This window comes from Bradyrhizobium iriomotense (assembly GCF_018130765.1).
Lineage (GTDB): Bacteria > Pseudomonadota > Alphaproteobacteria > Rhizobiales > Xanthobacteraceae > Bradyrhizobium > Bradyrhizobium iriomotense_A.
In genome coordinates, this window is the sequence record NZ_JAFCJZ010000004.1 from 167,923 (window position 1) to 186,899 (window position 18,977).

An 18,977-nucleotide genomic window follows, 5' to 3' on the forward strand; every position below is an offset into this window, starting at 1 on the left:
CGGTCACCGTGCTGACGCAATGCCAACGGGAACCGGGTCAATGCACAACAACCGTGCGCTGTGCCCGGTTACCGCCAATTTAGCCCAAGCTGCACTTTCCAGGTTGCTAAGCCTGTGCGTGTGTTTTTGTGCAAATCCCGGTCAAGCTTTAGCAAGGCGGGAAAGGCTAGGCCGCGCATCCATGGATCTGCGGCCCGGCGACGCACGAACCTTGCAGCGGCTGCCCGCATTCATACTTCGAAGGGGCCGGCCGGAGGCGTGCCCGCGGCCGCTCCAGGAGACGGCCATGAACTATCTTCGTACCGCAATGCTGCTTGCAGGCCTCACCGCCCTGTTCATGGGCGTGGGCTATCTGATCGGCGGCGCCTCCGGTGCCATGATCGCGCTCGTCGTCGCTGCTGCGACCAATCTCTTCACCTATTGGAACTCCGACCGCATGGTGCTCTCAATGTACGGAGCGCATGAGGTCGACCGTGCGAGCGCGCCGGAGCTGGTCGGCCTTGTCGCCGAGCTTGCCGGCCGCGCCTCGCTGCCGATGCCGCGCGTGTTCCTGATGGACGAGGCCCAGCCCAATGCCTTTGCAACTGGCCGCAATCCCGAGAATGCCGCCGTCGCCGTCACCACAGGCCTGATGCGCCAGCTCAGCCGCGAGGAGCTCGCCGGCGTAATCGCGCACGAGCTCGCGCACATCAAGCATCACGACACGCTCTTGATGACGATCACCGCGACCATTGCGGGCGCCATCTCCATGCTCGCCCAGTTCGGCATGTTCTTCGGCGGCCACCGCGATAACAACGGCCCGGGCATCGTCGGCTCGATCCTGATGATGATCCTTGCGCCGCTCGGTGCCATGCTGGTGCAGATGGCGATCAGCCGTACCCGCGAATATGCCGCTGACGATCTCGGCGCGCGCATCGTCGGACAGCCGATGTGGCTGGCCTCGGCGCTGGTGAAGATCGAAGGCGCCGCGCACCAGGTGCCGAACTATGATGCCGAGCGCAATCCCGCGACCGCGCACATGTTCATCATCAATCCGCTGTCGGGCCACGGGGTGGACAATCTGTTCGCCACCCATCCCTCGACGCAGAACCGCATCGCCGCTCTCCAGCGGCTCGCGGCCGAGCTCGGCGCGCATGCGGCGCCGTCAGTCGGCGCCAACGAGAACTATCCGCCGTCGGGCCCGTGGGGCCGCTCGTCCTCGCGCGGTCCTTCACGCGGTCCGTCTCGTGGTCCTTGGGGCTGACGAGACCAGCCAGGATTTGCACGGGGCTTTGTGACCTGGCGCACACAGGATCGTCGCGGCGGGTGTTAACACCTCGCCGTGAGATTTGCTTCGAAAGGGGATGCGTGGCCGGCCCTCAGCCGGCCAGCGTCGAAGATGACCAGAATTGCCGTACCATTGCTGATCGTCCTGGCTGTGCTCATCGGCCTGTCCACGCATATGGTGGTCAATTGCGGGGACGAGGACGATCCCGATATCTGCGCGGCCGTGATCGGCTTCTCGCCGCTGCGCGGCTCGCTGATCGCCTTTGCCTATGAGGGCCGCGGGCGGATCGCGCTGCGCCATGGCGACTTCCGCCGGGCGATCGCCGATTTCGACGAGGCCATCCACCTCAATCCCAACCGCGCCTCGCTCTATCGCGACCGCGCGCTCGCACGCCGGCAGAACGGTGATCTGGAGCTGGCCATCGAGGACTATGACGAGGCGATCGCGCATGATCCCAAGCGCGCCGCACCCTATCACCAGCGCGGCCTCGCGCTCGCGGCCACCGGCGATCTCGATCGCGCCATCCTGAGCTACAACACGGCTGTCCGCCTCGATCCCTCCGATGCACAGGCCCGCCTCGATCGGGGCCTGGCATTTCTTGCCCGCGGCCAGATCGACGACGCGCGCGCCGATTTCGAGGCCGCCCTGGCGCTGCCGGCCGGCAAAGACGTCCGCACGCGCGAAGCCGCGCGCGCCAAGCTCGCCGAACTCGCCAGCGCCGAGCCGCTCGCCGTGCCAAGGCGGTAGAAATATCCAGAGCTGCGTGCTCTTCCCCTCTCCCCTTGTGGGAGAGGGTGGCTCGCCGCGTAGCGGCGAGACGGGTGAGGGGTCTCTATCCGCGCGAAAACTCTTCTATTCGAGTTCGCTGAAGCAACCCCTCATCCGGCGCTTCGCGCCACCTTCTCCCACAAGGGGAGAAGGAAGAAGCTTCCGTTACTTCGCCTTCTTCGCTTTCGCCTTCTTCGCTTTCGCAGCCTTCTTCGCCGGCTTCTCTTCCTTCGCCTTCTTCTCCACCTTCACTGCGATCGGCGTGCTGGCGGCAAGGCGCATCGCGCGGGCGTAGCTGTCGGCGACGTTGTCGGCGGACATCTGCAGGCGCTTGGCGGCGGCGGTGGCCTGCTCCATGGTGGCCTTGGCCATCATCTTGAAGCGGTCGCCGGTCTCCTTGCCCTTGGCCTTGGCCGCGAGGCCGGTGAAGCGATCCCGCCGCTCCTTGGCGCGGGTCATCAGGCCCGTATGCAGCTGTCTGGCCAGTTGCCGGATCACGACATCCAGGTCGGCGTCCGCCATGTTCTTTCATCCTCTTGAAAACAGGTATCGATGCGGGCGGGACTATGCAGATCGGGCCCCACCTTGGCAATTGGTGGCCGCCCGTCATCCGCAGCTTCCGGGTCCCAAAACAAGAAAGCCGCGCATTTTGCGCGGCTCTTGTGTGTCCGGCGGTGTTTCCGCCTCACTTCAGCGAGGCAACCGGGCCGCTCGACGCTGCCGGGTCGGGGTCGAAGCCGAACACGCCGACCAGGTATTTGTAATAGTCCGGCATCTTCTCCTTGAGCACCTCACGCGACTTGGGGTCGTGGAATTCGCTCTTTCCGGAGAGGAAGATGCTGGCGGTCACCGCGAAGAACTCCGTCGGGTTCTTCAGCGCGTAGGATTCCTTGGGCAGCATGTCCTTGGACTTGGCCAGGGCATAATAGCCGATCACGCCCTTGTTGGCGTAGCCGTCCGGCAGCAGCCGCGCGTGGAAGGCGTGCAGCATCTCGTGCAGCAGCACGGCCTCCTTCTCGTAGCGCATCATGTCCGGCCGCAGCATGATCACGCCGAGCCCCGAATCGACCGCGAGGTCGATGGCGTTGGGATTGGTCCAGCGCTGCTTGCCGGGGTCCCAGACCGTCAGGGTCCGGGGCGCGGTGCGCTGCATGTCCGGCGTGACCCGGCCGTAGCAGGCGGTGGCGGCGCCTTCGTCGAGGCAGGCGAGCTCGCTCGCGACGATCGGAACAGTGTGGAAGAAGCGCAGCACGCGCGGGGAGAGGCCGGCGCCTTCGACGACGTCGATCTGGCTCTTCAGGTTCTCGGTGAGCTTGTCGACGTCCTTGCGGTCGCGGTTCTCGGAGATGTCGAACATGTAGCCGCGATAGCTCTGGAAGCCCGGCGGCAGCGTCTGCGCCGCGTCGGCATCGAGCGAGCCGGCCTTGGATGGATTGGCAAAGAGCGCGCCGACGACGGTCGCGGCCAGCAGCAACGCAATGCGCATGATGAACCCCCTGATGTCACTTCGCCCGGCAGGATAGGCCGCCGTTGTTTGCGAAAAGTGAGTGGGGCGAGACTAAGGCAGCGATGTTGAGGCGTGCTTAACCGTTGGTTGCAGATCGCGGAGTCGGATTAGTGCCGGGTTAACCAAGCGTGGATCGGCAGCGCACTTCGGCGTAACATCTGCTCCGGGCACCAGGCCCGAAAGTCCAGACAGCCGGAAGGGGAGGATGCCATGTATGCCGCCATCCGTCAGGCCAAGGCGAAAAGCGGGAGTGCGGAAGAACTGACGCGCCGCATCAAGGACGGTGCCGTTCCGATCATCAGCGATGTCGAAGGTTTCCGCGCCTATTACGTCGTCTATGCCGGCGACGACACGGTCACCGCGATCTCGATCTTCGACAAGTTCGAGCAGGCCGAGGAGGCGAACAAGCGCGCCATCGCCTGGATCGAGAAGGATCTCGGCCCGCTGCTCGCCGGCGACGCCCGCGCCGTGGCGGGGCCGGTGATCGTGCATACGCTGGCGTAGGGGCGCTAGCTCTTTCCTCGTGTCGTCCCGGCGAAGGCCGGGACCCATACCCCCAGGGAGGAGTTATGGCGCGAGATCGGAGTTACCTGTCTTCGCCAAATCGCGGCCTGTGGTTATGGGTCCCGGCCTGCGCCGGGACGACATCGAGATTGTGTCTTGCGCCTTCCTTCAAAGGCGCCCCTCACAACTCCCGTGCATTCGAGAACGCGAAGCTCGACACCCGCCGCGTCGTCTCATCCAAAATCAGCGTGCGGGTGATCGGCGGCTCGGCGCGCTGGGCGCAGTTTTCGCGTTCGCAGAGGCGACAGTTGACGCCGATCGGCGTGCCTTCGGTCTTCTCCAGGTCCATGCCGGCTGCGTAGGTCAGGCGCGCGGCGTGGCGGATCTCGCAGCCGAGGCCGATGGCGAAGCGCGGCTGCGGCAGCGGATGCGGCGCGACCGGGCGGCGCACCATCTGCGCGATCGAGAAATAGCGCGTGCCGTCGGACAGCTCGATCACCTGCTTCAGCAGGCGATCCGGCGTGTCGAAGGTCGAGTGCACGTTCCACAAAGGACAGGTGCCGCCGAACTTCGAGAACGGGAACGTGCCGGACGAGAAACGCTTGGAGACGTTACCGGCATTGTCGACGCGCAAGAGGAAGAACGGAATGCCGCGCGCGTTCGGCCGTTGCAAGGTGGTGAGGCGATGGCAGACCTGCTCGAAGCCGGAATTGAAGCGCTGCGCCAGCACGTGGATGTCGTAGTTGAGCGCTTCGGCAGCGGCGAGGAAGGCGGGGTAGGGCATCATCACGGCGGCCGCGAAGTAATTGCCGAGCGTGATGCGGAACAGCCGCCGCGGTGCGTCGTCGAGCGGACCGGCGCGGCCGATGATCGTCTCCAGGGCTTGCGCGCATTCGCCAAGCCCGAGCTGGAAGGCGAGCTGGAAGGCGCGGCCGGGTGGATCGACCAGCTCCGAGATCAGCAGCTGCCGGCGGTGGCGGTCGAAGCGCCGCAATGTCTCGCGCATCACGTCGACCGGCATGATGCGGGTCTGGATCGAGTGCTTCTCGCGCAGGCGCGCGACCAGCGCCGCGTAAAGCCCTTCGGCGGGCACGTCCAGCTCGTCGCGCAGGTTCTCCGCGGCTTGCTCGAGCTCCGGAAAATAGTTGCGGTTGGCCTCGATCAGCTCGCGCACGCGCTCGACCGGATTGGCCTCGTAGCGCGTGCCGACGTCGCGGTCGGCCATCTGGGCTGCCGCCAGCGTCTCGCCCTGGCGCGCCTCGGTATAGGCCGCGTAGAGCCGCTGCAGCGCATGGGTGACGCCGGGACAGAGCTCGGCGAGGTCACGCAGTTCCTGCTTGGGAACGTCGATCTGGCGGAACAGGGGATCGGAGAAGATCTCGTTCAGCTCGGCGAAGAAACGGTCCTCGTCAGCGGTGGCGAGGTCGCGCAGGTCGAGATCGTAGGTCTCGGCCAGCCGCAGCAGGATCTGCGCCGTCACCGGGCGTTGGTTGCGCTCGATCAGGTTGACGTAACTGGGGGAGATCCCGAGCCCCTCGGCGATCTGGGTCTGCGACAGCCCCAATTGCTGCCGGATCCGCCGGAAGCGCGGGCCGACGAACAGTTTCTTGCCGGACTCGGCGGCCATGTCTCAGATCTCCTCTCAGATATCCTGGCACATCAAGGACAGTCTTGCTGACCTATATTTTACAAGATTTACAAAATAACATCTATTACATGTTCTGATGTTACATGACATCACCAATAAAAAACAAGCCATCTATACGAAGTTTCTGTTTTCGCGTTTAGCTCCTGACACGCATCTCGCAATGCATTGTCAAGAATGTCGATGGCCAGCCATCGGCCATCGTCAGCGAAAGGATAGGCACATGAATTACCAGCCCCGCGGCATCAACGCGCTTCAGCGCCCGGCCTCGTATCAGAGCGAGATCGAGGCAGCCCAGGCGCTCCTCAAGACCCAGCCGACCTGGAACGGCGTGTCGGCCGAAGCCGTCGCACGCATGCGCCTGCAGAACCGCTTCAAGACCGGCCTCGACGTCGCCCGCTACACCGCGGCGCTGATGCGCGCCGACATGGCGGCCTATGACAAGGACCCGACCAAGTACACCCAGTCGCTGGGCTGCTGGCACGGCTTCATCGCCCAGCAGAAGCTGATCTCCGTCAAGAAGCACTTCGGTGGCAAGACCGATCGCACCTACCTGTATCTCTCGGGCTGGATGATCGCGGCGCTGCGCTCCGAGTTCGGCCCGCTGCCCGACCAGTCGATGCACGAGAAGACCTCGGTGCCGGCGCTGATCGAGGAGCTCTACACCTTCCTGCGTCAGGCGGACACGCGTGAGCTCAACGACATCTTCCGCAGCCTCGACAAGGCGCGCAAGGAAGGCGACAAGACCCGCGAGAAGGAGCTGATCGAGAAGATCGACAACTTCCAGACTCACGTCGTCCCCGTCATCGCCGACATCGACGCCGGCTTCGGCAACGCCGAGGCCACCTATCTGCTCGCCAAGAAGATGATCGAGGCGGGCGCCTGTGCGCTCCAGATCGAGAACCAGGTCTCGGACGAGAAGCAGTGCGGCCACCAGGACGGCAAGGTCACCGTGCCGCATGACGTCTTCCTTGCGAAGATCCGCGCCTGCCGTCATGCCTTCCTCGAGCTCGGGATCGAAGACGGCATCGTCGTGACCCGCACCGACTCGCTCGGCGCTGGCCTCACGCAGCAGATCGCCGTCAGCCACAAGCCCGGCGACATCGGCGACCAGTACAACAGCTTCCTCGACTGCGAGGAAATCACTGCGGAGAACGCCCGCAACGGCGACGTCATCATCAACCGCAACGGCAAGATGATGCGTCCGAAACGGCTGCCCTCCAATCTCTACCAGTTCCGTCCCGGCACCGGTGCAGACCGCTGCGTGCTCGACTGCATCACCTCGCTGCAGAACGGCGCCGACCTGCTCTGGATCGAGACCGAGAAGCCGCATATCGAGCAGATCGCCAGCATGGTCGACCGCATCCGCAAGGTCGTGCCGAACGCCAAGCTCGCCTACAACAACTCGCCGTCGTTCAACTGGACCCTCAACTTCCGTTGGCAGGTCTACGACGCGATGAAGGAAGCGGGCCAGGACGTCAGCAAGTACAACCGTGCTGAGCTGATGAAGGCGGAGTACGACGATACGCCGCTGGCGAAGGAAGCCGACGAGCGCATCCGCACCTTCCAGGCGGATTCGGCCAAGCGTGCCGGCATCTTCCACCACCTGATCACGTTGCCGACCTATCACACGGCCGCGCTGTCCACCGACAACCTCGCCAGGGAGTATTTCGGCGAGCAGGGCATGCTGGGCTACGTCAAGAACGTCCAGCGCGCCGAGATCCGTCAGGGCATCGCCTGCGTGAAGCACCAGAACATGGCCGGCTCCGACATCGGCGACGACCACAAGGAGTACTTCGCCGGCGAGGCTGCCCTGAAGGCGGGCGGCGCCCACAACACCATGAACCAGTTCGGCTAACGAATCTCGACTTCGACAGGAGACTGACAATGACCAAAGGCAGCAATTTCTGGGTGATCGGCGGCGAGTTCGGTTCGATGAACTTCCACAAGCTCGTGGAAGGCTCGGCCCAGGTCAAAGGTCCGTTCAAGACCCGCAAGGAAGCCGAGGACTGCTGGCGCGAGGTTTCGGAAGAGAGCCGCCACAAGGCCGGCGTCCGCTTCTCGATCGTGGAAGAGCCCTCGCGCGTCTCGGCCTGAGGGCCGACTAGCCGACCTGAATTAAGAAGACGTCCAAGGACGGATGGTCCCATCCAGGCTCTGCCTGGGTGGGATCGTCTGTTTTTGGCACAGGTCACGCGCCTGTGGGCGCCGTAAGTGTCTGGAATTATGGGCCCTTTGCGCAGGGTTTGGTTGCTGATAGGTTAACGGGGATAAGTCGAGGACGAGGCCGACAATGTCAGAGCCCGAGACCAGCGGGACCCATCCCAGCCAGCCGCGCCCGGTGCGGCTGCGCGACGCGCTGCTGCGCGCACGGATCGAGGCCGCCGACCGGACTGGCGTCGTCGTCGACCTCAGGGACGCCGAGGTGGCGCGGCTGGAGATCCTCAACGACGCGCTCGACCCGCTGTTCGCCCAGGTGCCTGACAAGATCGACCTGTTCGATCGCGGGATCAGCCAGGGCGATACGCCCAGACTCTGGATCGACGTCGTCGCCCACATCATGATGGGGCGCGACAAGCGGATGTATCGCTTCGTCCAGGACACCCGCTTCGGCCGCATCGTGCTCGCCGAATCGCACGACACCGCCGTTATCGTCGAGGCCGTCACCGACTATGTCGCCCGCCGCATGATCGAGCGCGAGCATGCGATGGTGGTCCCGCCCGAACCGCAAGCCCCGGCCACCGAGCCGCCGCGCCGCTCGCGGGTCTGGCCGTTTCTATTCGGCTTTGTGCTCGGTGCGGCCGCGCTGTTTGGCCTTGCCGTGCTCGCGGTCCTCCGTAGCTGGTGAATTTCTCCGTCGTCGTCATTCCGGGGCGCGCGAAGCGCGAGCCCGGAATCCATTCATCAGCGCGTATTGCGGCCCGATGGATTCCGGGCTCATGCTTCGCATGCCCCGGAATGACAAGCACCTCAAATCAACCTCGCCTGCTTGATCTGCTGGATCTGGAATCCCGCCCCCAGCGCCCGCACCGTCTGCTCGCAGCGCCAGCCGGCATTGTCCTTCTCGATCGTGAAAAGATTGTACGCCGCCGCCGGATAGCGTCCGTGCGCGAGCGCGGAGGCCGAGGGCACGCCCAGCGCGGGAATGTTGCCATTGGGACCCTCGAACCACATCGTCGAATGAATGTGGTCGTGTCCGTGCAGGATCAGCTCGACGCCATGGCGCTTCAACAGCGCGAGCAGATCGGACGAGTCCGTCATCCGCTTCTGGCGCGCAGCGGACTTGAGGGGATGATGCACCAGCAGCACGCGGAAGACGTCCTCGGCGGCGAGCTGTTCGAGGACCTCGGCGAGCGCGGCGAGCTGATCGCGCCCAAGCGTGCCCGTCGCCATCAGCGGCAGGGTCGGTACTGCCGTCGACAGGCTGATCAGCGCCAGCGGCCCGCGCCGGCGCACGCTCGGAAAGCCGATGCGGCCGTCGTCGCCCGCGAGATAGGGCGCAAAGGTCTCGCCGAAGCGATGGAAGGTGGCGCGGACATAGGCGTCGTGATTGCCGGGAATCGTGGTGACGCGGTCTGGCGGCCCGACCTCGTCGAGCCATGCGCGTGCGGGGGCGAACTCGGCCTCCAGCGCCAGGTTGACGAGATCGCCCGTCACTGCGATGTGGTCGGGCGCCTGCGCCTTCATGTCGGCGACGAGCGCGTCGAGCACCTCGCGGCGCTGGTATTTGTGGCGGTTGCGCGTCCAGTTGACGTAGCCGAGCGCGCGCTTGCCGGCGAGCTCGACCAGCCGCGGCTTCGGCAGCGGCGCCAGATGCGGGTCGGACAGATGGGCGAGCGTGAAGGGGGCCATGGCGCGCGATTGCCTCGCTATTCGTCCGCTGTAATGGCAAGGTCGCGAGGACTGTGCAAGCGTGGCCCGGACAGGGGCCTCTTGCGAGTTTTCTTGGGAGTTTTCTTGGGAGTTTTCTTGGAAGCCTGATGGGGGATCGTCTGAACCGCGTTCGACGCAAATTCGAGCCGCTGCTGCGGCGGATCTTCCACGCCTATTTCCTGCTGGTGCGCGGCATGACCCTCGGCGTCCGCGCCGTGGTGCTGGACGCCGAGAACCGGGTGTTCCTGGTCAGGCACAGCTACATCAGCGGCTGGTATCTGCCCGGCGGCGGCGTCGATCTCGGCGAGACCATGGAGCAGGCGATGCGGCGCGAGCTCAAGGAGGAGGGCGACATCGATCTTACCGGCGAGCCCGTGCTGCACGGCATCTTCCTCAACAGCCACGTCTCCCGCCGCGACCACGTCGCGGTCTATGTCGTCAGGCAGTTCAGGCAGGACCGGCTGCCCGAGCCCAACCATGAGATCGTCGAATGCGGCTTCTTCGCGATTTCCGCATTGCCCGAGGGGACCACGCTCGGCACCCGGCAAAGAATCGCGGAGGTGCTGGATGGCCGGCCGCTGATCGCGACGTGGCGGTGAGGCTCAACGGCCGCGTTGGTTGCGTTCCTTCGCCTGCAGCTCCAGCGCCAGCAGGCTCTGCTCCTGGATCAGCGCGCAGTTCTGCCGCTCCAGCTTGTGCAGCCGCGCCGTCATCTTGTGCATGAAGGCGAACACCACCAGGAACAGCGCGCCGAACATCACGACGAACGGGAACACGACGCCGGTCAGATGGCTGACGAAATAGGCGAGACTCGGGAACAGGGCGAAGCCCGCGGGGATGATCGCCACCATGGACAGCATCAGGAAGTCGTAGAGATCGAACTTCCCCTGCAGAGTCTTCCTCAGCACCACCAGCATATAGATCAACGCGAAAGCGGAGATGGCGGCGACGGTCTCCAGGCTCGGAAGGATGTTCGTCATGGCGCCTCCTCAGGCTGTTCGAATGGTTGATGGAAACGAAAATTGGAACTGGGTTCGCGGCGTCATGGCGATCGCACCAGGCGCGCGAGCAGGATGTAGCCGAGGACGCGGATCATGTAGCTCGCCGATTTCAGTCCGTCGATCGAGCTGACGCCGGACTCGCGCGGGCGCATCTCGACCGGGACTTCGTTCACCGTCAGCCCTGCGCGCATGGCCCAGGCCAGCGAGATCGGCTCCGGAAAATCCGTCGGATACGCCTTGGCGAAGAAGGCGATCGCGGAGCGGTCGAGCAGCCGCATGCCGCTGGTCGGATCGGTGATGCGGCCGCCGGAGAACAGGCCGTTAAGCGCGAGCACGATCAGCCTGATGCCGGCGCGACGCATCCGCGTCGAGCAGAAACCGGCATTGTCGATGAAACGGCTTCCGATGGTGATGTTCGCCGGGTCCTTGCGATGGGCGTTGAGAAGCGTCTCGATGGCGCGCGGATCGTGCTGCCCGTCGCCGTCGATCTGGATGCAGAAATCGAAGTCCTGGCGCGCCGCGTATTTGATGCCGGTCTGCACCGCGCCGCCGATGCCGAGATTCTGCGTGAGGCGGGCGACCGGCGAGCGGCAGCTGGCCACCGCGGAGGTCGCGTCCGACGAGCCGTCGTCCACGACCAGCGTGTGGTAGTGACAACCGGTCGCCGCGATCTCGTTCAGCAGATTGCCGATCGAGGCCTCTTCGTTGAAACAGGGAATGACGAGCAGGATCCGCGGCGCGGAAGCCGGCGGTGTTGCGGCACCGCACATGTCGGTCCAACCCAATTCCCTATTGGTCACGGCCGCCTCGCCCCCCAAAATCCCAGCCTTGCTATACTTGCCGATGCTTTTCCTGTACAGGCGGCGGAGCCCTTTTCAAGCCACCCGGCTCGCCCGGCAGACCCGCATGAGAGCTGTTAAAGTATTTTTTTCGATATTGTTTCTGGCGATTCTGGCCAGCAATGTTCGCTCGATCTCGCACTGGACCGAGAGCCGTGGCGTCTATGACGACATCTGCTATCTCCGCCAGGCCCATCTGTTTCAGCGCTTCGGATGGCAGGGGTTCGACACCAGTCTCGCCCGTGAAACCGACGGCTATCTCGTGGGCAAGCTGCGCAGTATCAGCTATCCGAACTGGAGCGATACAACGCGCGCGCCCTGCCACACCGAGACGGCAGACGGCCGCAAATCGGTGATGACGCCGCCGCCAGGGACGGGTTTCGTGCTAGCGCTGTTCCCGGAAGGGTTCCAGGTCGTTCCGCTCTATGCGCTGGCGAACGTGATCATCGCCGCCTTTGCACTGTACGGCGTGTGGCGGGCGCGGGAGTCCGCATCGCTGGCGCTCGCCGCAGTGTTCGGCGCGCTCTCGATCTATTTCATGATCAACCCGACCAAGGCGAGCTACTCGATGGCGCCGACCATGGTCGTCTGTGCGTTGATCGCTCTGTTCACTGCCAGGCTGTTCGTCGGCGAAAGCCGGCGCCTGCTGGTGATCGCGGTCATTGGCGTTCTGCTCGGCCTGTCCGCGAGCTTCAGGATCGCCAACGTCGTGCTTACGGCCGGCTACTTCCTGTTCTTCGGATTGTCGTTCCTGATCCGGCGCAACCGCGAGAGCTTCGTGTCGGGCCTTGCGCTCGGCCTCGCATTCCTCGTTGGACTGTTGCCGGTGCTTGCGGCGAACCTGGTCAATTCGGGCAATCCGTTGGTCTCGGCCTATGGCGGTCAGGACACGGCCGCACCACACCTCGATCCCGCCGTTCTGCGCGCCTATCTCAGCGACACGCAGTTCCCGCTGGTCGTAATCGCCTGTGCATGGACCGCGCTGCTGTGGCGTTTCGCGACCCAGGCCGGCGTCAGGCAACTCACGCTGCTGGTGGCCGGCAATCTGGCGCTGAATCTGGCGTTCTTTGCCACGCACCCGGTCTTCACGCAGTATTACGTCATCCCGATTGCGATGCTCTCGCTCTGGACGCTGCTGTTCGCGACCATCCTCAGCCGCAGCCCGGCCGCCAGTTCGGCCCGGTATGAGCCCGATGGACCGCAGCCCGCCGAGATGTTATCCCGCTCCCCTCGTTGACGCGTTTTCGTGACGCGAACCCGGGTCCATTTCGCTCGAAGACGCATGCCGACATGAACGATCTCTCGCTCACCATCCTTCCCGAAGCCGCCGGCGACGCCCAGGCGATCGAACGGCTGCACGAGCGCACCTTCGGCCCCGGCCGCTTCGTGCTCAGCGCCTATCGCATCCGCGAGCACGTCGACCATCTGCTCGACGTCTCCTTCACCGCGCGCATCGGCACACTGCTGGTCGGCTCGGTCAGGCAATTGCCGGTACTGGTCGGCGACACGCCCGCGCTGCTGCTCGGACCTCTCACCGTCGAGCCGCCGTTCCGCGACCGCGGCATCGGCCGCCTTTTGATGGAGCGCGCGCTGAAGGACGCCAAGGAGAGAGGTCACCGCCTCGTGCTGCTGGTCGGCGACGAGCCCTACTACAGCCGCGTCGGCTTCAAGCAGGTGCCCAAGGGCCGCGTCACCATGCCCGGCCCGGTCGATGCCGCCCGCGTCCTGGTGTTCGAACTGGTCGAAGGTGCGTTCGAGGGCGTGTCGGGAGCGGTCGTGCCCGACTGGAGCAAGGCGCGCAGCTAACCGCAACATGTAGCTCGTAGTCCGTAGCCCGGATGAGCGAAGCGATATCCGGGAAACCGTCGCGCAGATGCACTGTCCCGGATGTCGCTTCGCTCATCCGGGCTACGACGCCGTGAGTTGGATGCACAGCGTTGCCTCACACCCCGTCATTGCGAGCGCAGCGAAGCAATCCAGAATCTTTCCGCAGACACAGTCTGGATTGCTTCGCTGCGCTCGCAATGACGGCGTTGGTCGGGGCCCCTTCAGGGCCCCGACCCCGAGCAAGCCTAGAACTTGAAGTTTGCGAACGCCCTGACGCCGATGCCGGGCATCAGCACCTCGTCCTTGGTGTAGGACACCGAGTTACGGATGCTTTCGTTGAGGAGATTGTTGCCGACGATGCCGGCAATCATCTCGCGCGCGCCGAACCAGTTGCGGTCGAGCTTGGTCTTGTAGCTGACCTCGGCCTTCAGCAGATTGTAGCCCGGCGTCGGCGTCTCCGCGATCACGGCGACGTTGTTCTGCGCGAAGGCGTGCAACAAGTTGACGCGCATCAGCCAGTTGTCGTCGCGCCAGAACACGCCGCCGCCCAGTCGCACCGGCGGAATCCGCGGCACGTTGGTGCCGTCGGAGAATGTGGCGCGGACGAAATCGAGCTGGTTCTCGATGCCCCAGATGCCGCCCTGGAACGCGCCGATATCGAGCTGCGACTGGAATTCGCCGCCGCGGAAATTGGCATTGCGTTGCGAATACACCGCCTGGTTCAGCTCGGCGCCCGGCGTGCCGCACGAGGCAAAGTCGTCGTCGCACATCACGCCGGTGAGACGGCGATAGATGAAATTGTCGAAATGCGTGTAGTAGACGGTCGCCTCGAAGCGGAACAGTCCCGTCGCCTTGCGCACGCCTGCTTCGACCGACTTCGCGGTCTCGATGGTGAGGTTGGGATTGCCGATGTCGAAGGTCGCCGTCGCGTCATGGGCGCCGCGGGAAAACAGCTCGGCCGCCTTCGGCGCGCGCTCGACATATTGCGCGGTGATGCTGCCCACCATGCCGCCCGGCAGGTCCTGCAACAGGCCGATGCTGCCGCTCTTTGGCGTGTAGGCGGGATTGCGCGAGATCGCCGCCTGCGGCGTGCCGTCGGGCAGATAATCCGCCGGGAAGTTCGGCGTCGTGCCGTGCAGCTCGACATGCTCGATGCGCCCCGCGATCTGCGCCCGCGTCTGTTCGGTGAACTTGAACTCGTTGAAGGCGTAAGCGGCGACACGGGTGTTGTTGTTGGGGTCCCACAGGCCGTTGAAAAGCGTGCCGGGATTGTCGGGGCTCGGTGCCGTCAGTTCCTGGTGACCGACCTGGAAGCCAAGCGCCGTCGTTACCTCGGCGAAGCGCGCGTTGAACGGCATCAACTGCACCTCGGTGCGGATCTCCTGCTCCTTGTTGGTGAAGGTCTGCCGCACGCCGTCGGTGTTGGGATCGGCGGGATCGGCAAGGCCGATCTCGTTGTGTCGATAATCTGTGGCGCCAGCCCAGAAGCGGATGGTGTCGATCGCGGCGGCATCGGGCCGGTACTCGCCCTTGACGTTGATCTTGGTCTGGTGACCGTCGATCCGCGTGTTGTGGTCGGCGCCGTCAATGCCGGGGATGTAGTAGAGCGAGTCGTTCTGCGTGATCGCCGCGCCGATATAGCCGCCCTGGAAGAAGTAGGAGCCGCCGACCGAGGCGCCGTCCGACCGCGTCGCCGAGTTGGGCTGGCGACCGTTGGTAATGGTGCGCGTCTGGTCGGTCAGGTAGGGATAGCTCGGAATGCCGTAGTCCGTGGTGGTGCGGCCATAGGCATCGGCATGGAAGGCGAAATTGCCGCCGCCGGTGTCGAGCAGCACGCCGCTCTCGACGCCGCGATCGACCGAGCTGAACGCGGTGCGCGTCTCCGCGGTGACGCAAGGCGATGTCGCAGCCGATGCCAGCGGCGCCTTGGTCGGCATTCCATAGGTCTGGAACGACGGCGCGCAGGACGGCAGCGCATCCGGAATTCGGTTGTTGGTGGCGCTGACGACGCCGCCGATCGAGGTCGAGCCGTAGCGCAGCGCAGCCGGCCCGCGCACCACCTCGACCTGGTTGGTCGCGAGCGGATCGATCGGGACGAAATGGTCCTCGCCGAGGTCGGAGGCGCCGCCGCCATTGGTGCCGTTCTCGACGATGCCGACGCGGTTGACGTCGAGACCCCTGATGATCGGCCGGCTGGAGGCGCCGGGTGCGAAGCTCGAGCCGGTGATGCCTGGCTTGGAGAACAGCAAATCGCCGAGCTGGCCGCCGCCCTCGCGGCGGATCTCGTCGTTCGGCACCACGGTGACGGTGGCGAATTGGTTGGTCACGATCGGCAGCACGCCCTGCTGAGGCGCGGCCGTCGCCGGCGCTGCCGGCGTTGCTTCCGCCGTGCGCTGCTGGCTGCGCGAGCGTCCGGTGCGCGCGACGCGGACCGGGCTGCGGGTCGGCACCACCCGGCGCACGATGGGACTCGGCGCCGTCACGGTGACGGCGGGGATCTCCGTCGACGACTTGTCTTGCGCAGGCGCTTGTGCGGGTGCCTGTGCGAGCTCTTGGGCAAACGCAGATGTGGCGGCGGCGCCGAGCAGGAGCAGGCTCGCTCCGCTAAGGCGCTGCGCGCGTCGCAATTCAAATGACATGGTCCTGATTCCACTCAGGCGCCGTCCGCATGTTGGTGTGTTGATCGGAGGCGGCCTGCCGTCGCAGCGCGACGGAATTCGACTTCAACGTCTCCCGGCCATCGCCGACATGCGGCGAAAGCGGGCGTGATTATGCGATGTTGGAAGTCAGGACGCGGGAGGGGCGCGCGGCTGGAACGCTGTGCCGGCCGATTTCAGATGGATGAACTCGGCATCAGTGGTGCGGTAGAGCAGCTCGATGGCCTGCGGCAGCTGCAGAAGCGGCGGCGTCGCGAACAGGACCGTGCCCGCCATCGCGACCAATGCGCAGATCGCGCAATTGTCGTCGCCGGGCTGCTCGCGGTCGGGGGCAGAGGGCGATTGCTTCTGGATCGCCGCACGGTCGATCGAAGCGGTCGCCTTGGCGTCGTCCGTCTGCTGGAGCGAGGACTGGGCGAGGGGGGCGGCCTGCGCGAACCAGTGGCTATGGCCGAAGGTCAGCGCGAATTGCACCAGCATCGCGAACAACGCGAGCCGGGCACCGTGCCTGACGTTCGACCGGAACCACTTCATCGGAAAAGCCACCCCACATCGCGAGGGCGCCAATCCCTGGGCGTCGCGATGTTATAATGTAACATCGCCCGATCGGTCCGTGGATGTCAACTGTATGCGGACCGGCGCACGCAGGCGGCCGTCCAATGTGTCGTTCGGGCAACTGAAGCAACGATGCGATTAGGTTTGATGGAGCAAAGATGGAGGTGCGCTCCCTCTCCCGCTTGCGGGGGAGGGCTGGGGTGGGGGTGTCTCCGCGTCGGGATTGTCGAGGATTGCGGAGGATGTCCCTGTGTGGCGACAGCCCTCACCCGCCGCGCTCTGCGAGCGCGTCGGCCTCTCCCGCAAGCGGGAGAGGCGGAGCAAGCCCGCGGACAATCCTCGTGAAATCCATATGCGATTGCCCTGCCCCACAAGGGGAGAACGCACCGCTGTCGCATCCCACCAAGCTTCGTGAGTTCACCGCCCCTCGCGGACCCAGGTCGCCGCGAATGCGCCGAGCAGCAGCAAGAGGCCGATCAGGCCGGCGAAGATCGGCAGCACGCCGACGCCCTTCACCACGCTGGCGTCGCGCATCCTGACGCCCATCCAGCCGTCGCCGGCGAAGACGCTCACGGAGCGCACCGGCACGATGCGCGGCAGCTCGACGCTGGAGCCATCGACGACGCGCACGGCATTGCCGCCGGTCGCCTGCGTCAGCGGCTTCAACGTTTCGGTTGTCGAGGTGACCTCCGAAAATTCCTTCGGATTGGTCGGTCCGACATTGATGAGCGCCTTCAGCGTGCCGTCGGTCGCCTGCCACAGGCCGAGCTCGTTCGCCGGCAGGCTGGCGCGCCACTCGCCGGGATCGCCGGCGCTCAGCGTCAGGTCCTGCGACACGCCCGACGGCGAGGTCACGCTGACAGGCTGGACGCTGTCCGCCATGGTCTGGCGCACCACGACGAGATTCTTGCCCTGCACCTGGAGGCGTAGCGCTTCCTCGTCGAGGTCGGGCTGCTTCATCAGCCAGTGCGACATCCGCCTGAGCAGATCGAGATGCGGCCCGCCGCCCTCATAGCCGCGCGCCCACAGCCAGATGTGGTCGGAGAGCAGCAGCGCGACGCGTCCCTCGCCGAAGCGCGACAGGAACAGCAGCGGCTTGCCGTCGAGGCCCGTCATCACCGGCGGGTTGACGGAATTGCGGGTCTCGACGGTGCGGAAGAAGCGGCTCCAGCGCGGCGGCTCGGATCCCGATCCCTCCAGCCCGCGCGTGACCGGATGGCGTTTGCCGATGTCGGACAGATGCGCATAGAAAGGTTTCTCGGTCACGCCGACCGGCTCGGCCGGCAGCACCGAATCCAGCGGCGTGCGCCAGATGCTGGTGTTGGAGGCATAGTCGGGCCCGGCCGAGACCAGCACCGCGCCGCCCGCGCGCACATAGCGCGCGATGTTGTCGAAATAGGCGATCGGCAGCACGCCCTGGCGGGCGTAGCGGTCGAAGATGATCAGCTGGAATTCGTTGATCTTCTGCTGGAAAAGCTCGCGGGTCGGAAACGCGATCAACGACAATTCGTTGATCGGCGTACCGTCCTGCTTCTCCGGCGGCCTTAGAATCGTGAAGTGCACGAGGTCGACGCTGGCGTCGGACTTCAGGAGGTTGCGCCAGGTGCGCTCGCCGGAATGCGGCTCGCCCGAGACCAGCAGCACGCGCAGCTTGTCGCGCACGCCGTCGATGGCGACGACGGCGCGGTTGTTCACCGGCGTCAGCTCTCGCTCGAGCGGCGAGGCCTCGATCTCGACGATGTTCGGGCCGGCATGCTTGATGTCGACGTCGACGCTTGCGCTCTGGCCGCTCGAGAGCGTGCGCTCGTTGATGACCTCGCCGTCGCGGCGCACCGTGACCCTGGCGCGCTCGCCGGAAACGCCCTGGTCGTCGAGGCGGTAGCTAATGGTCTGGGTCTGGCCGACGATGCCGAAGCGCGGCGCGGCCGTGATCGCGATGCGGCGGTCGCGCTCGTCCTTCTGTCCGGTGATCAGCGCGTGCACCGGCGCCTGGAAGCCGAGCGCGGCGGCATTGGCGGGAATGTCGTGGACGCGGCCGTCGGTGATCAGGAACGCGCCGGCGACGCGATCGACCGGCACGTCCGACAGCGCCGAGGCGAGGGCGCCGAACAGCCTCGTGCCATCGGTCTCGCCGTCGGCCTGTCCTGCCTCGACGACGCGGACTTCCAGGCCCTTGATCTTCTTCAGCCCGTCGACCAGCGCTTCTTGCGCCTGGGCAGCCTCGCGATTGCGGTTGCCGAAATTCTGGCTCGGGCTCTTGTCGACGACGACCGCGGCCACCGAGGTGAGCGGATCGCGGTCCTCGCGCGTGAAGGAGGGATTGGCGAGCGCCAGCAGGAACAGTGCCAGCGCGGCCACGCGCACGGCCGCACCGCGCGCACGCGCCACCAGCAGCAGGATGGCGATGACGACGATCGCGGCCAGCGCAAGCCACAGGACGATCGCAGGAACAAGCGGCGTGAACGCGATGCCGTAATTCATCAGATAGACCTATCAACGTCATTCCGGGGCGATGCGTAGCATCGAGCCCGGAA

Annotated in this window: 18 protein-coding genes; 9 read left to right on the top strand and 9 right to left on the bottom strand. The window is 65.3% G+C overall.

What is annotated here, in order from left to right:
• The first annotated feature begins 286 nt into the window (after positions 1–286).
• Entirely contained in the window at positions 287–1,243 is a 957-nt protein-coding gene (gene htpX, locus JQ635_RS09455; protein WP_211409593.1) for a zinc metalloprotease HtpX, read from the top strand.
• A 135-nt stretch (positions 1,244–1,378) separates the two neighbouring features.
• Positions 1,379–2,014, top strand: coding sequence for a tetratricopeptide repeat protein (locus tag JQ635_RS09460; RefSeq protein ID WP_211409594.1), 636 nt, complete (start codon positions 1,379–1,381; stop codon positions 2,012–2,014).
• A gap of 186 nt (positions 2,015–2,200) precedes the next feature.
• Here the strand turns inward: JQ635_RS09460 and JQ635_RS09465 are convergent, their stop codons facing one another.
• Positions 2,201–2,557, bottom strand: coding sequence for a hypothetical protein (locus JQ635_RS09465; RefSeq protein ID WP_211409595.1), 357 nt, complete (start codon positions 2,555–2,557; stop codon positions 2,201–2,203).
• A 163-nt stretch (positions 2,558–2,720) separates the two neighbouring features.
• Entirely contained in the window at positions 2,721–3,521 is an 801-nt protein-coding gene (locus JQ635_RS09470) for a hypothetical protein (RefSeq protein WP_211409596.1), read from the bottom strand.
• A gap of 231 nt (positions 3,522–3,752) precedes the next feature.
• Here JQ635_RS09470 and JQ635_RS09475 point away from each other — a divergent pair, with 231 nt between their 5' ends.
• Positions 3,753–4,046 carry an antibiotic biosynthesis monooxygenase gene (locus tag JQ635_RS09475; protein ID WP_018648871.1) on the top strand — a complete coding sequence of 98 codons (294 nt, stop codon included), beginning with the start codon at positions 3,753–3,755 and terminating at the stop codon, positions 4,044–4,046.
• A 181-nt stretch (positions 4,047–4,227) separates the two neighbouring features.
• Here JQ635_RS09475 and JQ635_RS09480 read toward each other — a convergent pair whose 3' ends face one another.
• Positions 4,228–5,673, bottom strand: a complete 1,446-nt coding sequence (locus JQ635_RS09480; protein ID WP_211409597.1) for a helix-turn-helix domain-containing protein — start codon at positions 5,671–5,673, stop codon at positions 4,228–4,230.
• A gap of 241 nt (positions 5,674–5,914) precedes the next feature.
• On the opposite strand from JQ635_RS09480, the gene JQ635_RS09485 reads away from it, so the two are divergent.
• From JQ635_RS09485 to JQ635_RS09495, 3 genes are all read left to right on the top strand, one after another.
• Positions 5,915–7,549, top strand: a complete 1,635-nt coding sequence (locus tag JQ635_RS09485) for an isocitrate lyase (RefSeq protein ID WP_211409598.1) — start codon at positions 5,915–5,917, stop codon at positions 7,547–7,549.
• A gap of 29 nt (positions 7,550–7,578) precedes the next feature.
• Positions 7,579–7,788 (top strand): DUF4170 domain-containing protein, encoded by a 210-nt coding sequence (locus JQ635_RS09490; protein ID WP_008560963.1) that lies wholly within the window; start codon positions 7,579–7,581, stop codon positions 7,786–7,788.
• A 196-nt stretch (positions 7,789–7,984) separates the two neighbouring features.
• A complete protein-coding gene (locus tag JQ635_RS09495) occupies positions 7,985–8,539 on the top strand; it encodes a hypothetical protein (RefSeq protein ID WP_211409599.1) in 555 nt (184 codons plus the stop codon).
• 122 nt (positions 8,540–8,661) lie between these two features.
• Here JQ635_RS09495 and JQ635_RS09500 read toward each other — a convergent pair whose 3' ends face one another.
• The gene (locus tag JQ635_RS09500) at positions 8,662–9,543 is read right to left on the bottom strand and encodes a metallophosphoesterase family protein (protein ID WP_211409600.1); all 882 of its coding nucleotides are present in this window, start codon (positions 9,541–9,543) and stop codon (positions 8,662–8,664) included.
• 128 nt (positions 9,544–9,671) lie between these two features.
• Here JQ635_RS09500 and JQ635_RS09505 point away from each other — a divergent pair, with 128 nt between their 5' ends.
• On the top strand, positions 9,672–10,163 hold the full coding sequence (locus JQ635_RS09505) for an NUDIX domain-containing protein (protein ID WP_211409601.1): 492 nt from the start codon (positions 9,672–9,674) through the stop codon (positions 10,161–10,163).
• 3 nt (positions 10,164–10,166) lie between these two features.
• On the opposite strand, the gene JQ635_RS09510 is transcribed toward JQ635_RS09505, so the two are convergent.
• Both JQ635_RS09510 and JQ635_RS09515 read right to left on the bottom strand, forming a co-directional pair.
• On the bottom strand, positions 10,167–10,544 hold the full coding sequence (locus JQ635_RS09510) for a DUF2304 domain-containing protein (protein WP_211409602.1): 378 nt from the start codon (positions 10,542–10,544) through the stop codon (positions 10,167–10,169).
• 62 nt (positions 10,545–10,606) lie between these two features.
• The gene (locus tag JQ635_RS09515) at positions 10,607–11,365 is read right to left on the bottom strand and encodes a glycosyltransferase family 2 protein (RefSeq protein ID WP_349631850.1); all 759 of its coding nucleotides are present in this window, start codon (positions 11,363–11,365) and stop codon (positions 10,607–10,609) included.
• A gap of 106 nt (positions 11,366–11,471) precedes the next feature.
• Between JQ635_RS09515 and JQ635_RS09520 the strand changes: the two genes are divergently transcribed.
• Positions 11,472–12,641 (top strand): hypothetical protein, encoded by a 1,170-nt coding sequence (locus JQ635_RS09520; protein ID WP_246583404.1) that lies wholly within the window; start codon positions 11,472–11,474, stop codon positions 12,639–12,641.
• A 53-nt stretch (positions 12,642–12,694) separates the two neighbouring features.
• Complete coding sequence (locus JQ635_RS09525) at positions 12,695–13,210, top strand: GNAT family N-acetyltransferase (RefSeq protein ID WP_211409603.1); 516 nt, start codon at positions 12,695–12,697, stop codon at positions 13,208–13,210.
• 266 nt (positions 13,211–13,476) lie between these two features.
• Here JQ635_RS09525 and JQ635_RS09530 read toward each other — a convergent pair whose 3' ends face one another.
• From JQ635_RS09530 to JQ635_RS09540, 3 genes are all read right to left on the bottom strand, one after another.
• The gene (locus JQ635_RS09530; RefSeq protein ID WP_211409604.1) at positions 13,477–15,870 is read right to left on the bottom strand and encodes a TonB-dependent receptor; all 2,394 of its coding nucleotides are present in this window, start codon (positions 15,868–15,870) and stop codon (positions 13,477–13,479) included.
• A gap of 147 nt (positions 15,871–16,017) precedes the next feature.
• The gene (locus JQ635_RS09535; protein WP_211409605.1) at positions 16,018–16,422 is read right to left on the bottom strand and encodes a DUF2946 domain-containing protein; all 405 of its coding nucleotides are present in this window, start codon (positions 16,420–16,422) and stop codon (positions 16,018–16,020) included.
• Between the two features lie 438 nt (positions 16,423–16,860).
• Positions 16,861–18,924, bottom strand: a complete 2,064-nt coding sequence (locus tag JQ635_RS09540) for a hypothetical protein (RefSeq protein WP_211409606.1) — start codon at positions 18,922–18,924, stop codon at positions 16,861–16,863.
• Positions 18,925–18,977: the final 53 nt, after the last annotated feature.

Bases quoted from the DNA above. Each gene is read 5' to 3' on its own strand.
- JQ635_RS09480 (WP_211409597.1), bottom strand. From the start codon at position 5,673: ATGGCCGCCGAGTCCGGCAAGAAACTGTTCGTCGGCCCGCGCTTCCGG.
- JQ635_RS09500 (WP_211409600.1), bottom strand. From the start codon at position 9,543: ATGGCCCCCTTCACGCTCGCCCATCTGTCCGACCCGCATCTGGCGCCG.
- JQ635_RS09470 (WP_211409596.1), bottom strand. From the start codon at position 3,521: ATGCGCATTGCGTTGCTGCTGGCCGCGACCGTCGTCGGCGCGCTCTTT.
- htpX (WP_211409593.1), top strand. From the start codon at position 287: ATGAACTATCTTCGTACCGCAATGCTGCTTGCAGGCCTCACCGCCCTG.
- JQ635_RS09535 (WP_211409605.1), bottom strand. From the start codon at position 16,422: ATGAAGTGGTTCCGGTCGAACGTCAGGCACGGTGCCCGGCTCGCGTTG.
- JQ635_RS09490 (WP_008560963.1), top strand. From the start codon at position 7,579: ATGACCAAAGGCAGCAATTTCTGGGTGATCGGCGGCGAGTTCGGTTCG.
- JQ635_RS09510 (WP_211409602.1), bottom strand. From the start codon at position 10,544: ATGACGAACATCCTTCCGAGCCTGGAGACCGTCGCCGCCATCTCCGCT.
- JQ635_RS09505 (WP_211409601.1), top strand. From the start codon at position 9,672: ATGGGGGATCGTCTGAACCGCGTTCGACGCAAATTCGAGCCGCTGCTG.
- JQ635_RS09520 (WP_246583404.1), top strand. From the start codon at position 11,472: ATGAGAGCTGTTAAAGTATTTTTTTCGATATTGTTTCTGGCGATTCTG.
- JQ635_RS09485 (WP_211409598.1), top strand. From the start codon at position 5,915: ATGAATTACCAGCCCCGCGGCATCAACGCGCTTCAGCGCCCGGCCTCG.
- JQ635_RS09465 (WP_211409595.1), bottom strand. From the start codon at position 2,557: ATGGCGGACGCCGACCTGGATGTCGTGATCCGGCAACTGGCCAGACAG.
- JQ635_RS09495 (WP_211409599.1), top strand. From the start codon at position 7,985: ATGTCAGAGCCCGAGACCAGCGGGACCCATCCCAGCCAGCCGCGCCCG.
- JQ635_RS09460 (WP_211409594.1), top strand. From the start codon at position 1,379: ATGACCAGAATTGCCGTACCATTGCTGATCGTCCTGGCTGTGCTCATC.
- JQ635_RS09530 (WP_211409604.1), bottom strand. From the start codon at position 15,870: ATGTCATTTGAATTGCGACGCGCGCAGCGCCTTAGCGGAGCGAGCCTG.
- JQ635_RS09525 (WP_211409603.1), top strand. From the start codon at position 12,695: ATGAACGATCTCTCGCTCACCATCCTTCCCGAAGCCGCCGGCGACGCC.
- JQ635_RS09540 (WP_211409606.1), bottom strand. From the start codon at position 18,924: ATGAATTACGGCATCGCGTTCACGCCGCTTGTTCCTGCGATCGTCCTG.
- JQ635_RS09475 (WP_018648871.1), top strand. From the start codon at position 3,753: ATGTATGCCGCCATCCGTCAGGCCAAGGCGAAAAGCGGGAGTGCGGAA.